Source organism: Kushneria avicenniae, from assembly GCF_900112585.1.
Taxonomy (GTDB): Bacteria; Pseudomonadota; Gammaproteobacteria; order Pseudomonadales; family Halomonadaceae; genus Kushneria; species Kushneria avicenniae.
Window position 1 is genome coordinate 270,578 of the sequence record NZ_FOLY01000004.1, and the last position, 13,748, is coordinate 284,325.

General features: G+C 63.8%; 9 protein-coding genes and 2 tRNA genes. 5 read left to right on the plus strand and 6 right to left on the minus strand.

The window, feature by feature from the left end:
- Positions 1 to 114: 114 nt before the first annotated feature.
- A complete protein-coding gene (locus tag BM079_RS10480) occupies positions 115 to 1,428 on the plus strand; it encodes a 2-hydroxycarboxylate transporter family protein (protein ID WP_090133745.1) in 1,314 nt (437 codons plus the stop codon).
- A 95-nt stretch (positions 1,429 to 1,523) separates the two neighbouring features.
- Here the strand turns inward: BM079_RS10480 and BM079_RS10485 are convergent, their stop codons facing one another.
- From BM079_RS10485 to smc, 4 genes are all read right to left on the minus strand, one after another.
- Positions 1,524 to 1,802 carry a YheU family protein gene (locus tag BM079_RS10485; RefSeq protein WP_090133747.1) on the minus strand — a complete coding sequence of 93 codons (279 nt, stop codon included), beginning with the start codon at positions 1,800 to 1,802 and terminating at the stop codon, positions 1,524 to 1,526.
- A complete protein-coding gene (gene ligA, locus BM079_RS10490; protein WP_090133750.1) occupies positions 1,799 to 3,871 on the minus strand; it encodes an NAD-dependent DNA ligase LigA in 2,073 nt (690 codons plus the stop codon). Before ligA ends, BM079_RS10485 begins: the two co-directional genes overlap by 4 nt.
- A gap of 151 nt (positions 3,872 to 4,022) precedes the next feature.
- On the minus strand, positions 4,023 to 5,330 hold the full coding sequence (gene zipA, locus BM079_RS10495) for a cell division protein ZipA (protein WP_090133752.1): 1,308 nt from the start codon (positions 5,328 to 5,330) through the stop codon (positions 4,023 to 4,025).
- A 220-nt stretch (positions 5,331 to 5,550) separates the two neighbouring features.
- Positions 5,551 to 9,051 carry a chromosome segregation protein SMC gene (gene smc / locus BM079_RS10500; protein ID WP_090133754.1) on the minus strand — a complete coding sequence of 1,167 codons (3,501 nt, stop codon included), beginning with the start codon at positions 9,049 to 9,051 and terminating at the stop codon, positions 5,551 to 5,553.
- A 296-nt stretch (positions 9,052 to 9,347) separates the two neighbouring features.
- Between smc and BM079_RS10505 the strand changes: the two genes are divergently transcribed.
- From BM079_RS10505 to BM079_RS10520, 4 genes are all read left to right on the plus strand, one after another.
- Positions 9,348 to 9,836 (plus strand): LexA family protein, encoded by a 489-nt coding sequence (locus BM079_RS10505; protein ID WP_090133757.1) that lies wholly within the window; start codon positions 9,348 to 9,350, stop codon positions 9,834 to 9,836.
- Positions 9,837 to 9,838: 2 nt separating this feature from the next.
- Positions 9,839 to 10,474, plus strand: a complete 636-nt coding sequence (locus BM079_RS10510; RefSeq protein ID WP_090133759.1) for an IMPACT family protein — start codon at positions 9,839 to 9,841, stop codon at positions 10,472 to 10,474.
- A gap of 70 nt (positions 10,475 to 10,544) precedes the next feature.
- Complete coding sequence (locus BM079_RS10515) at positions 10,545 to 12,176, plus strand: gamma-glutamyltransferase family protein (RefSeq protein WP_090133761.1); 1,632 nt, start codon at positions 10,545 to 10,547, stop codon at positions 12,174 to 12,176.
- 159 nt (positions 12,177 to 12,335) lie between these two features.
- The gene (locus tag BM079_RS10520; protein ID WP_245742981.1) at positions 12,336 to 13,352 is read left to right on the plus strand and encodes a tRNA dihydrouridine synthase; all 1,017 of its coding nucleotides are present in this window, start codon (positions 12,336 to 12,338) and stop codon (positions 13,350 to 13,352) included.
- Between the two features lie 158 nt (positions 13,353 to 13,510).
- Here BM079_RS10520 and BM079_RS10525 read toward each other — a convergent pair.
- A tRNA-Arg gene (locus tag BM079_RS10525) sits at positions 13,511 to 13,587 on the minus strand.
- A gap of 28 nt (positions 13,588 to 13,615) precedes the next feature.
- Positions 13,616 to 13,692: transfer RNA gene (locus BM079_RS10530), tRNA-Arg, on the minus strand.
- Positions 13,693 to 13,748 lie beyond the last annotated feature (56 nt).

The following is a 13,748-nucleotide window of genomic DNA, read 5'->3' on the forward strand; positions in this document are numbered from 1 at the left end:
GTAATCCTCGCGTCAGCCCGTCAGAGGCCTGTATCCACCATCGTGGTGCTGTCCTGACGCAGGGTGTTTACCATCCCATCCGTTTTTTTGATCCAAAGACAACAGGTCATTGCCATGTCACAGCCTGACACTGCGAGGGCAAGCACTCCCGCCTCCGCCGGAACATCCCCTGGTTCCTGGCGTATTTTCGGCCTATCCCTGCCAATGTTTGCCATCGTGCTGGCCATACTGGTCGCTGCCATGATGCTGGACGCCCTGCCTGCCGGCATGATCGGCGCTCTGGCCACCATGATGGTGCTGGGGGAGCTGATGGGCTTCATCGGCGATCGTCTGCCCATTGTGAAAAGCTATCTGGGCGGTGGCGCCATTCTGGCCATTTTCGGCGCCGCCACCCTGGTCTATCTGCAATGGCTGCCCGAAAGCGTCAGCGACAACGTGACCGATTTCATGAAGGGCGGCGGCTTTCTCAATTTCTACATTGCCGCTCTGATTACCGGCAGCATTCTGGGCATGGACTCGAAGGTGCTGGTCAAGGTCGGCACGCGTTTTGCCCTGCCGCTGCTGTGTTCGGTGCTCTTTGCCGCGCTTTTCGCGATGGGCGTTGGCCTGCTGCTGGGCTTCTCGCCGCAGGACGCCGTGGTCGTGATTACCCTGCCCATCATGGGCGGCGGCATGGGCGCCGGCGCCGTACCGCTGAGCCAGATCTATGAGCAGCTGCTGGGCCAGCCGGCAAGCTACTACATCTCGATTCTGGTGCCGGCGCTGGCGCTGGGCAATGTCTTTGCCATCATCATTGCCGGACTGCTCAACGGTCTGGGCAAGCGCGCTCCGTCGCTGACCGGCAACGGTCAGATGATGCCGGGCGTCGAGATCAGCGACAGCGAGACCACCCCGGAGCTTGGCAAGCTGGGCGTCGGTATCGTGGCGGCGCTGAGCTTCTATGTCGCCGGCGAGATTCTGGGCACGCTTATTCCGCTGCATCCCTACGCGCTGATGATCATTCTGGTCGCGCTGGTCAAGATCAGCGGCCTGATGCCGGAAAACGTCAGCGACGCCGCGGCGCAGTGGTTCCGCTTCGTGGCCCGCAACTGGACCTTTGCCCTGCTGTTCGGCATCGGCATTGCCTACACCGACCTGGGCCAGGTCATTGACGCCATCTCCATCACCTACGTGCTGATCGTGTTTGCCGTGGTCGCCGGCGCCGCCTTCGGCGCCGGGCTGGTGGGCCGTCTGGTAGGCTTCTACCCGATCGAGTCTGCCATTACGGCCGGACTGTGCATGGCCAACATGGGCGGTACCGGTGATGTCGCGGTGCTGTCGGCGGCCAACCGCATGCAGCTGATGCCCTTTGCCCAGATCTCTTCACGCCTGGGCGGCGCGCTGATTCTGCTGCTCTCGAGCCTGCTGGTGCCGCTGCTGTTCGCCTGATCGACAATGGCCCTGCGCGCAGGGCCATGTTCGGCCATAAAAACGCCGCTCCCGAAAGAGCGGCGTTTTTTTATCGAAGAGGCGTCACCGGATGGCTACCACTCGCCCTCTTCTTCATCGTCGGCCACCTGACGGCCGAAGGCGCGCCACTGCTCCAGCGTCATGACCTCGGTCAGCTCGGTCTGCAGGTCATGCACGATCAGAAGCTCTCCGCGCTCGAGCTGGCCACGCACCTGATCGATCCAGCCGCGCTCGCCCGTACCGGTATCGGTCGTATCATAGCCCTGGCGGGTGACAAACTCCGCCAGCAGTCGCTCCAGCGTATCTGCCGGCAGCATGCGCGAGGGCACCTCCACGAATCGTTCACTGCTCATGAGTCGCTCTCCGATGACGTTGTCGATGGCGTCGTGTTTTCGTGCTGGCGCAGCAGGGTCAGCAGGGCCTGCTCCTCCATGACCGCCACGCCCAGTTGCCGGGCCTTTTCCAGCTTGCTGCCGGCAGCATCGCCGGCCACGACCGCGTGCGTTTTCTTCGACACACTGCCGCTGACCTTCGCCCCCAGCGCCACCAGCCGCGCCTTCGCCTCATCGCGGGTGAGCGTGTCCAGCGTGCCGGTCAGCACCCAGGTCTGACCGGTCAGCGGCTGCTCGCGCTCGCCGATTTCGACTTCCTCCCAGTCCACCCCGACGCGAATCAGATCCTCGATCGTCTCTCGGTTGTGCGCCTCGGCAAAGAAGCTGTGAATGTGGCCGGCCACGATCGGGCCGATATCGGCCACCGCCTCCAGCGCCTCGTGTGATGCATCCATGACCCGCTGCAGCTCGCCAAAGTGCAGCACCAGCGCATTGGCCGTCGCCTCGCCGACTTCGGTGATGCCGAGCGCGTAGATAAAGCGCGCCAGCGTGGTGTGGCGCGAGCGCGCCAGCGACGCGACCAGATTGTCGGCGGATTTTTGCGCCATGCGCGGTAGCTCGGCAAGCCTCGAGGCTTCAAGACGAAACAGATCGGCCGGGGTTTTCACCCATTCGCGCTCGACCAGCGCGTCAATCAGTTTGGTGCCCAGCCCGTCGATATCCAGCGCCCGGCGGCTGGAAAAGTGCTTGAGCGCCTCCTTGCGCTGGGCGGGACAGAAAAGCCCGCCGGAGCAGCGTGCGTCGACCTCGTCACCGATGCGTTCCACCCGCGAGTCACAGACCGGGCACTGCTCCGGCATCACGATGACGCGAGCGTCTTCCGGACGCTCATCAAGGATGACGCTGACAATCTGGGGAATCACATCCCCGGCCCGGCGAATGATCACGGTGTCATTGATGCGGGCGTCAAGGCGCTCGATTTCGTCCATGTTGTGCAACGTGGCGTTGGAGACCGTCACCCCGGCGACCTGAACGGGTTCCAGCCGTGCCACCGGTGTCAGGCGACCGGTGCGCCCGACCTGAAAGGCAACATCACGAATGACGGTGGTCTGCTCCTGGGCAGGAAACTTGAAGGCCATCGCCCAGCGCGGCGCGCGCGACACAAAGCCCAGTTCGCGCTGGGCGCGCAGATCATCGACCTTGAGCACTGCGCCATCGATGTCATAGTCCAGCTTGTCACGGCGGCTCCCCATCCGGTCGCAGAAATCGACCAGCCCATCGGCGCCCGTGACCACATCGATCTCGGGGCTGGTGCGAAAGCCCAGCTCGCGCAGTTTGTGCATTAGCGCCGAATGGCTCGGCTGCAGCTGCTCGTCGTCGATCCGGGCCACCTGATAGGCGCAGAACTCGAGTGGTCGGGCGGCGGCAATGCCGGGATCAAGCTGGCGCAGGCTGCCGGCGGCAGCATTGCGCGGGTTGGCAAAGACCTTGCTGCCCCGGGCACGGGCATCCTCATTGAGCGCCTCGAAACCGGAGTGGCTCATGTAGACCTCGCCGCGCACCTCAAGCAGTGCCGGCAGGTTATCGCCACGCAGCCTCAGCGGAATGGATTTGAGCGTACGCAGGTTGGCCGTGATGCCCTCGCCGGTGCGTCCATCGCCGCGGGTCGCGCCCTGCACCAGCAGACCGTTTTCATACACCAGCGAGACGGCCAGCCCGTCCAGCTTGGGCTCGCAGCAGAATCGGACCGCCTGCTCGTCGGTTTCCAGTCGCTCGGCCACCCGACGGGCGAAGGCGCGCACCTCCTGCTCATCAAAGGCGTTATCCAGTGACAGCATGGCCACGGCGTGCTGCACCTCGGGAAAGCCCTCGGCGGGCGGGGCACCCACGCGCTGGGTGGGTGAATCTGCCGTTATCTGCTCGGGATGTTCGGCCTCGATCTCCTGCAGTCGGCGCAGCAGGCGGTCGTATTCGGCGTCGGGAATGGCCGGCGCGTCCTCGACGTAATAGCGGTAGTTGGCGTCTTCAAGCCGGGCCCGCAGGGCGCCGATTTCCTCGGCAATCGTGTCAGCGCTTTTTCTGGCACACATGGCAGTGATTCGTTCCGTTTGACATGACCGCCAGAACCGACGGTCGCAACATGGGTCAGCCCGCCTCGAGCGTGATACAAACGCGGCAGGCAGCCCTGAAATAATCAGGGGGCCCGAAGGCCCCCATAACGTACAACGCGTTAACCGACGCCTAGTGCGCCTGGTGGTGATGCAGCCGCCAGCGACGTTCAAACTCATGCACCCGTTGACGGGCAAACTCGACGGTCTGGGCAGTCATGACGCTGTGGTTTTCATCCTTGAGCTCGCCGCCCAGGTTACGCACCAGCACCATGGCCGTTTCAAACATCGCTTCAAACGCCTCGCGCGAGGATTCGGCGCTGGGCATCGGCATCAAAAAGGTCACGCCGGGCGTGGTGTCCTCGTCCATGACCTCCAGATCGAAGGTGCCGGGCTTGACGACGTTGACCATCGAAAACTGCAGCGGGCTGTCGCTCGATTCGGTCTCGAAGCGGTGAAACACGCCACGGTCATCAAGTCGCAGCCCACAGGCCAGCACCAGCTGCAGCAGATCGGGCCCGTTGAAGCCATCCTCATCGCGCGACATGACGCTGATCACCACGATCTCTTCAGCATCGGAGAGCACGGTACGCGGTTTTTCGCCGTCGATCATGCCGCGCGCGGCACGCTCCAGCGCCGGATGGCGCGACGCCCAGCGCGCACTGTCAAACGACGAGCGGGCGGGCGTGCCCTCATCAAATTCAGGTGTCGGCTCGGGCTCAAAGGCCGGCGCGAGCGGCTCCTCGCGATCGGGGTCGAACTCATCAAATGGCGGGGCGCGGCGCTCGCTGCGGGCAAAAAGCGGATCGTCGTCATCGAAGCGATCGTCATTGAAGCGATCATCGTAGGACCCGGGACGCTCCGGCACCGTCGGTGTCCGGGCAGCGCGCACGTCCGACGATCGAGTCTTTTGCGACGTGTCCCTCTTGCGCGACGTATCGCCCTTGCCTTCCCGGGAAGGAAAGACCGATTTCAGACGACGCGCAAACTCGTCGCGACGACGCACCGGAGCTTCTTCCATCACGTCATCATCGAATTCGGGCTCTGAAGGCTCATCCGATCGGTGTGATGAGAAATAGCGCTCCTGCGGGCGCTCGTCCGGCAGGTCACGCCCATCATCAAACGGCTCATCATGATCGCGGTCAGGCTCCGGCCCGTAGGGCGCCTCCATGTCGGGGTCATCGAAGCGTTCGTCAAAACGATCATCAATGTCGTGCCCCTCTCGAGAGACCACGCGAGCGCCACCGTTGGGCAGCTCCCAGTTCATGCGCTCTTCACGCTCGATATCCTCCTGGTCACGTGCCGGCGCATTCGGATCGATATCGCGTGAAAGATCCATGCGCAGGCCCCGTCGCTGCCGCTGCAGACGCCGTACACCATCCACCAGAATGATGGCGACGAGAACCAGACCCAGAATAATGAGCCACTCTCTCAATTCCATGTAATCATGCCTGTTGTTGGCACCATGCCAGCCCCGGACATGGCGCGATCGCCTTTCGAATAAATGGACGAATGCCTCTCACCACGTGAAAACTGTCGTCCGATGACAGCAATATGACGTCAAAGAGACATATTGCGCAATCGCCCTTCGATTATATCCCTGCGAGAGTCCTCGCTGCCAGGTGGCGGCCTTCAGCCGCCGTGCAGCGTTGGCCCGTGCGTTACACCTCTGCAAGCTCGGCGGCCTCCTCCACGCCCACCGATACCAGGCGCGACACGCCCGGCTCCTGCATGGTGACCCCCATCAGGCGGTCTGCTGCCTCCATGGCAATCTTGTTATGGGTAATGTAGATAAACTGCACGTTTTGCGACATCTCGCGAACAAGTTTTGCATAACGTCCTACGTTGGCGTCATCCAGCGGCGCATCCACCTCATCGAGCATGCAAAAGGGTGCCGGATTGAGCTGGAAGATCGCAAATACCAGAGACAGCGCCGTGAGCGTCTTTTCTCCGCCGGAAAGCAGATGGATGGTGCTGTTTTTCTTGCCAGGCGGTGTGGCCATGATGGCCACGCCGGTTTCCAGCAGATCTTCGCCGGTCAGGGTCAGCCACGCCGAACCGCCGCCGAACACGCGCGGGAACAGCTCGCCAAGGCGTCGATTGACCTCCTCAAAGACCTGCTTGAAGCGGGTGCGCGTCTCCTGATCGATCTTTTTGATCGCCTGACTCAGGGTATCCAGAGCTTCGGTCAGCTCGTCATGCTGGCCCTGAAGATAGTCACGCCGCTCGAGCTGCTGGTCGTACTCTTCGATGGCGGCCAGATTGATCGCGCCCAGCCGACGAATTTTCTCGCTTACCGATTCAAGCTCGCCCTGCCAGACCTGATCACTGGCATCGGCGGCCAGCCCCTCTTCCAGTGCCGTACGATCATGCCCCAGCTCGGTGATCTGCTGCTCCTGGGCTTCCGCCTTGAGTCGCAGCGCCTGGACATCCATGCGTTCGGACTCCAGCTGCTCGCGCAGGGTCTCCAGCTCGCGCTCGTGGCCCTGACGCTTCTGCTCGAGTTCCCGCATGGTCGTGCCGATAGCGCTGGCCTCATCGCGGCACTCGTTGAGCAGCTGCTCCTCGCGGGTGCGCTGATGCAGGGATGCCTCCAGGGACTCACGCAGCGTTTCGAGCGGCTCGAGCGCCTCCTCGCGCTGCTGGCGCAGCATGTCGCGCTTCTCTTCAAGCCGCGCGCGTTGATCCCCGGCCCGGGCATGCTGCCCTTCGATACCCTGAAGCTCGGTGCTCAGGCGCTGGTGCTCCAGCTCCAGCGCGTTGATGGCCTCACGCGCCGGCGACATCCGCGCGTTGACGGCCTCGCGCGCCTCGCGGGTTTCACGGCGCTGACGCTCCAGCTGCTGACGCTGCGCCTCGTTGTCCTCGACCGCCTCCTGCGCCTGGTCCCACTGCTCGCGCGCCTGCTCATGCGTGAGCCGCTGCTCCTCGAGCTGCTCGCGCATGAGCGCCAGCTCTTCTTCAAGCTCGCTGTCACGACTGCGCAGATGATCAAGCCGGGTGCCAAGACGCGACTCCTCCAGCGCCAGCTGCTGACGGCGCTGCTGCTGCTCGCGCTGCCGGGCGTAGAGGGTCTCGAGCGCATCACTGTCACGACCGCGCTGCTCGCGAAGCTGCTCGATCTGCGCCTCATCAAAGGCCATGCGCTCATCCAGCCCGGCAAGCTCCAGATCGATGCGGTCACGGCGCTGACGGTTGGCCATCACGCTACCGGTCTGTTCATCATGGGTCTGACGGTGCGCCCAGTGACGGCCCAGCCAGAGCCCGGAAGGGGCAATAACGCTCTCACCCGGCGACAGCCGCTCACGCAGGCGCCAGGCGTCAGCATCGTCCTCGGCTGTTCCAACCCGCGCCAGCACATCCGCCAGCGCATCGCCGCCACTCACGCGAGCGGCCAGTGTCCCTTCGGGGGACGACACGCTCGGCGAAGCATTATCGAGCAGCGTCAGGGTGCCCGCCGTCAACGCCTCGAGCGCGGCGCCGGTACGGCCCATATCGCCGATCCGGGCCGCCAGCCAGGGGCGCAGGACGACATCAACGGCCGTTTCCCAGCCGCTGTCGACCTGAAGACGTTCAGCAAGCTGCGGCGCATCCCCCAGATCAAACGCTGCCAGGTGCGCCTCCAGCGCCTCGTCACCGCTGTCCAGCGCAGCGCGAATGAGCGCTTCCAGCGAGGCCCGCTCGCCCTGAAGGGCGCTGCGCCGGGCGTTGTGCTCGTCGCGTGAGGCGCCCAGCGTCTGCAGCCGGGTCTCGACATCCTCCAGCCCCTGCTTGAGCTCAAGGCGGCGTGACTCGTCCGTCTCGATCTCGAGATCCAGCTCGGCCAGCTGTTCGGCAGCCATTTCGCGCGCCTCGAGCAGCGCTGTCTGTTCGGGCAGCTCGTCGCGCTGGCGCTGGCGCTGGGCGATGCGCGCGCCCAGATCGTTGATCACGCCATCAAGACGCTGCACCTCGCTCTGGGCGCGCTCGGCGCTGCGAGTATCATTTTGATGCTGCTCACTGAAGCGCTCCCAGGCCTCCAGCGCTTCCTGCTCACGCGCACCGGCCTCTTCGAGCCCGGCCTCGATCATTTCAAGGTTTTCGCGAGCGGCCGCAAGCTTCGGTGCCAGCGACGCCAGCCGGGTAGTGATCTCCTGATAGCGCTCGTTGTCTTCACCGGCCAGACGCTCCAGGTCGCTCAGGTCGCGATCGATGGCGGCAATATCGGCCTGGCTCTGCTGTTCGCGCGCCCGGGCGCTTTCGAGCTGCTGCTCCAGTCGGGCAATGGCGGCGCCGGTGTCGTAGAAGGCACGCTGACGCTCATCAAGCGTCTCCGCCAGTGCGTCATGCTGGCTGCGGGACTGTTCGAGACGGTTTTCGCTCTCGCGCATGCCGAGCACATTGCGCTCGACGCTGTTTTCAAGCTCGCGCACCCGGGTCTCGCGCGTGTTCTGCTGCTCGCGCAGGGCGCGGGCGCGAATCAGGGCCAGCTCGCCCTTGAGACGATGCTCACGCCCTTTCAGCTCACGGTAGCGTCTGGCGGCGTCGGCCTGGCGTTTGAGGCGCTCGAGTTGCTTGTCGAGTTCCTCGCGCAGATCATCGAGTCGCTCGAGGTTCTCGGTGGTGCGCCGCATACGGTTTTCAGTCTCACGGCGGCGCTCCTTGTAGCGCGAGATGCCGGCAGCCTCCTCCAGGGTAGCGCGCAGTTCTTCCGGGCGCGCCTCGACCAGCCGGGAGATCATGCCCTGACCGATGATGGCGTAGGAGCGCGGACCAAGGCCGGTCCCCAGAAACAGATCGGCGATATCGCGGCGACGGCATTTCTGGCCGTTGAAGAAATACTGGGACTGCCCATCACGGGTAACCAGCCGGCGCACGGCGATCTCGGCGTACTGTGCCCAGGCCCCGCCCAGCTTGCCTTCACGGTTGTCAAAGGTGAGTTCGATCGAGGCCTGACCGACCGGCTTGCGCCCGGTCGAACCGTTGAAGATGACATCGGCCATCGATTCGCCGCGCAGGTATTTGGCCGAGGATTCGCCCATGACCCAGCGTACGGCATCGATGACGTTGGACTTGCCACAGCCGTTGGGCCCGACAATGGCAGTCATGTCGGTATCAAAGGGGACTGTCACCGGGTCGACAAAGGATTTGAAGCCGACCAGTTTGATCGATGTCAGGCGCATTCCAGTGGACAGCTCCGGAAACAGGACAATCGGCGCTCACAGGGCAGCAGCCCACAGGCTGTCGTGCCCCCGGTCAGCGCCGCGGCAAAGCGCGCCACTCTACTACGATTGGCGCCCTTTCTCCATGTCAACGACTACCGCCACGCCATGGTTTCGGTTACCTTTGAAAGGTTGTTTGTGACACGCCCGACACCTTCCCCTTCAGGGTAACATTCGTGTCACACTATCCTTGCGACGACGCATGACGTGTCGCCGGTCATGTGCCAGCCCATCGGATGCCTCTTCAGGGAGTTCTCATGTCAGCCCACACCGAGCCACGTTTCCTGCACCGCACCCCCAACATCCCGCTGGTCGAGGATGCCTGGGAGGAGATCGACGCCAGCGAGCTGGTGGAGGTTCCACTGCTGGGGACCGTCTCGGCCGGCATGCCGATGGAAGCCTGCGCCGACGATGAAACGGTGCGCATCCCCTCGCGCATGGTGCGCCGCAACACCTATGCGCTTCGGGTACGCGGTGACTCGATGATCGACTGCAACATCCATGACGGCGACATCATCATTATCGAAAAGCTCGAATCCGCCGAAAACGGCGAGACCGCCGTGGTGCTGATCAATAATCAGGAAGTGACCCTCAAGAAGGTCTACATCGACAAGGCCGGTGTTCGCCTGCAGCCGGCCAACGCCACCATGCCGCCCATCTATCTCAAAAATGACGATATCCAGGTGCTGGGGCTGGTGATGGGCGTGGCTCGTCGTCCGGCCAACTCGACCTTCAACGCCTCCTGAGCATGCGCTATCCCGTTCCTGACCTCGAACCTGCGTACTATCACGAAGAGAGCCTCGAGGTACAAAAGAGTCGCTTCATTGCACGCGTGGCGCATGTCACCACCCCCGAGCAGGCCCAGCAGTTGATCGACCGAGCACGTCTTGATCATCCCGATGCGTCACACCACTGCTCGGCCTTCATTGCCGGGGCACCGAACGAGCAGAACGCCATCGGCTTTTCCGACGATGGCGAACCCGGCGGCACCGCCGGCCGGCCCATGTATCAGGCGCTGGAAGGCAGCGGCACGGGACAGATCGCCGCCGTCATCATCCGCTACTTTGGCGGCACTAAACTGGGCACCGGCGGGCTGGTGCGCGCCTACTCGAAAGCATTGCTGCAGGCGCTTGAAACGCTTCCCACCCGGGCATACATCACCCGCCGTCCGCTGTGGCTGACGACGGACTTCGCTTTCGAGCATGAGCTGCGCCGCTGGGCAGAGCTCAACGAGGCGACTGTCGATCAGGCGCTGCACGATGCCGGCGGTGTCACCCTGCGCCTTGCCTGGCCGATGGATCGAACGCCCGATCTTGAAGGCCTGCACTCACGCCTCAAGGGACGCTTGACCCGTCACGACGAACCGCCTGAAGCGCGGGTCTGAGCCTTTTTAACAGCGGCCCGGTGCTTCAGTGATGATCACTGCCCCGTCGCTCCCGACAAGGAGGGCCTTCATGCACCACGCCTTTTCACACCAGAACCCCTACCCTTCCTGTCGCAGCGCCACCTATGCTCGCCGGGGCATGATTGCGGCCTCCCAGCCGCAGGCTGCTCAGGTCGGGCGCGATATTCTGGCCGCCGGTGGCAACGCGGTGGACGCTGCCATTGCCACGGCTGCGGCGCTGACCGTGGTCGAGCCGACCGGCAACGGGATTGGTGGTGATGCCTTTGCACTGGTGTGGATGCAGGATGATGACGGCAGCGGTCGGCTGCACGGGCTCAATGCCAGCGGAGTATCCCCGCAGGCGCTGACCCGCGAGGCAGTCACACGTGACGGACATGACCACATGCCGCTTTATGGCTGGACGCCGGTGACGGTACCGGGGACGCCGTCGGCCTGGGCAGCGCTGTCCGAGCGCTTCGGCCAACTGCCCTTCGAGGATCTGCTGGCACCGGCCATTTTGCTGGCTCGAGAGGGCTTTCCGGTCTCACCGGCGATCAGCGAGCAGTGGCAGCGCGCCGAAAAACGCTTTCGCCCGGTATTTACCGACCCCGCCACGCAGGCCTGGTTTTCGCTGTTCACGCCGGAGGGTCATGCCCCACAGCCTGGCGACCTGTTCAAAAGCGAACGCCACGCCATCACGCTGGAGTCGCTGGCGCAAAGTCGCTGCGAGAGCTTTTACCGCGGCGCGCTGGCCGAGAAAATCGACGCCTTCTCGCGCGCCACGGGCGGCTATCTGCGCGCGACGGATCTGGCGGCTCATCAGGTCGAGTGGGTCGATCCGATCAGCGTGACCTATCGCGGCGTGGATGTGTGGGAGATTCCGCCCAACGGTCAGGGCATCGTGGCCCTGATGGGCCTCAACATCATGCAGGGCTTCGAGGATCTGCACGCTCGCGATGACATTACGGTGCTGCATCGCCAGTGCGAGGCGATCAAGCTGGCCTACGCCGACGGCCACGCTTTTGTGACTCACGCCGAGCACATGACCACCCGCGTCGAGGATCTATTGAGCCAGCAATACGCCGCGCATCGTCGCCGCGAGATCACCGGGTCCGCCCTCGACCCGACGCCGGGAACCCCGCATGCCGGCGGCACGGTCTATCTGGCCACGGCCGACGAAAACGGCAACATGGTGTCGTTCATTCAGAGCAACTATCACAATTTCGGCTCGGGCGTCGTGATCCCTGACACCGGCATCGCGCTGCACAACCGCGGTCACGGCTTCAGTCTGCAGGCCGATCATGTCAATGTGGTTGCCCCGGGCAAGAAGACCTTTCATACCATCATTCCCGGCTTTTTGACCCGCGACGGCCGGGCGCTTGGCCCCTTCGGCGTCATGGGCGGCTTCATGCAGCCTCAGGGCCACATGCAGGTCGTCATGAACCTGCTCGATTTCGGTCTCAACCCACAGGCGGCGCTGGACGCCCCACGCTGGCAATGGATCGGCGGGCGGCGCATCAGCGTAGAGCACGGCTATCCGCTCCACCTGCTGCGCGAAATGACCCGGCGCGGCCACGAGGTTGACTACGCCTTTGATCTGACCGGTTTCGGACGCGGTCAGATCATTCTTCGCGACCCGGACACCGGCGTACTGTGCGGCGGTACAGAACCGCGCACCGATTCAGCGATTGCCGTGCTCTAGGCGCTGCGAGGCATCACACGGGCGCCTGCCGTCTCGCGACACGACCCGGGCAACCTGTGACCCGATGGGCTGACATGCCCACGATCGAGTGCGACGCTTGCCATTGCGCCCCACATGCCTATGATGGCGGCGCCAATCACGAACCCTGCGGATGTCGCCATGTCAGTCACTTCCCTTTCTACCGCCACGGACGATGCATCACCCCGCTCCGGTCTGATCGGCCTTGCGCCCATGGAGGGCGTTATCGACGCCCTGACACGCGCCCTTCTGACCGAATCAGGCGGCTTTGACTGGAGCGTGACCGAATTCGTGCGCGTCACCGACGCTCGTCTGCCACCAAGGGTTTTCCAACGCCTCTGTCCGGAGCTTGATCACGGCAGCCAGACTCCGGCCGGCACGCCGGTACATCTACAGCTGCTGGGCTCGCAGCCTGACACGCTCGGGGAAAACGCGCGGGTCGCGGCCGCTCTGGGCGCACCGGTGGTCGACATGAACTTCGGCTGCCCGGCAAAGACGGTCAATCGCCACGACGGCGGCGCCGCGCTGCTGCAGTCTCCCGAACGGGTCTACCGCGCCGTAAAGGGCGTCCATGAGGCGTTGAAGGGCACCGGCATCCCGGTCACGGCCAAGCTGCGCCTTGGGTTCGAGGACAAGACGCTGGCGCTGGAGTGCGCCCGCGCCGCAGAAGATGGTGGCGCGCAGCGACTGGTAGTGCACGCCCGTACCCGCCGCGAAGGCTATCGTCCGCCGGCGCACTGGGCGTGGGTCGGCCGCATTCGCGAGCGCGCCGATGTGCCGGTGGTGGTCAACGGCGACATCTGGACGCTGGAAGACTACTGGCGCGCCCGGGAGGTGAGCGGTTGTCGGGATGTCATGCTGGGGCGAGCGGCGCTGGCTGACCCATGGCTGGCACGTCGTATCCGCCACTGGCAGCACACGGGGGAGCGTCTACCGGCCACGCGCTGGGAGGATCGCAGCGCCTTTCTGATCGGCTACGCCGAGCGCATTGATCCGTGCCTGCCCTCGAAGGTCGTGGTGTCGCTTTTGAAGCAGTGGCTCAACATCATGCGTCAGCACGACAGCGAGGCCGGCGAACATTTTCAGCGACTGCGCCGCATTACGGTGCTTGAGGACTTCATGATGGCGCTGCGGGAGGACATTTCAGTACCGGACTGAGGCATCAGGCGGTACTGCCCTTTTCTGCATGATAAGGCGAGACATGAGATGGCGTGAGGCCTGCCCATGGCATGCCTGTCGGCTGGAAAGGCTGGAGACAGCATCCACAAGGGGTATAAAACAGAAAACCCCGTCCAGAAGGACGGGGTTTTGAGATCTGGCGCGCCCGGGAGGATTCGAACCTCCGACCACCTGATTCGTAGTCAGGTACTCTATCCAGCTGAGCTACGGGCGCAGATAACAGTTTTTACATCTTTGTCTGATGGCGCGCCCGGGAGGATTCGAACCTCCGACCACCTGATTCGTAGTCAGGTACTCTATCCAGCTGAGCTACGGGCGCAACAAAAGTACTGCAGATTGAATGTCTTGTTCGCCTTGAGGGCGGGCTTGTCGACA

Excerpts from the sequence above, each read along its gene's own strand:
- BM079_RS10480 (WP_090133745.1), top strand. The coding sequence starts at position 115 with ATGTCACAGCCTGACACTGCGAGGGCAAGCACTCCCGCCTCCGCCGGA.
- BM079_RS10485 (WP_090133747.1), bottom strand. The coding sequence starts at position 1,802 with ATGAGCAGTGAACGATTCGTGGAGGTGCCCTCGCGCATGCTGCCGGCA.
- ligA (WP_090133750.1), bottom strand. The coding sequence starts at position 3,871 with ATGTGTGCCAGAAAAAGCGCTGACACGATTGCCGAGGAAATCGGCGCC.
- zipA (WP_090133752.1), bottom strand. The coding sequence starts at position 5,330 with ATGGAATTGAGAGAGTGGCTCATTATTCTGGGTCTGGTTCTCGTCGCC.
- smc (WP_090133754.1), bottom strand. The coding sequence starts at position 9,051 with ATGCGCCTGACATCGATCAAACTGGTCGGCTTCAAATCCTTTGTCGAC.
- BM079_RS10505 (WP_090133757.1), top strand. The coding sequence starts at position 9,348 with ATGTCAGCCCACACCGAGCCACGTTTCCTGCACCGCACCCCCAACATC.
- BM079_RS10510 (WP_090133759.1), top strand. The coding sequence starts at position 9,839 with ATGCGCTATCCCGTTCCTGACCTCGAACCTGCGTACTATCACGAAGAG.
- BM079_RS10515 (WP_090133761.1), top strand. The coding sequence starts at position 10,545 with ATGCACCACGCCTTTTCACACCAGAACCCCTACCCTTCCTGTCGCAGC.
- BM079_RS10520 (WP_245742981.1), top strand. The coding sequence starts at position 12,336 with ATGTCAGTCACTTCCCTTTCTACCGCCACGGACGATGCATCACCCCGC.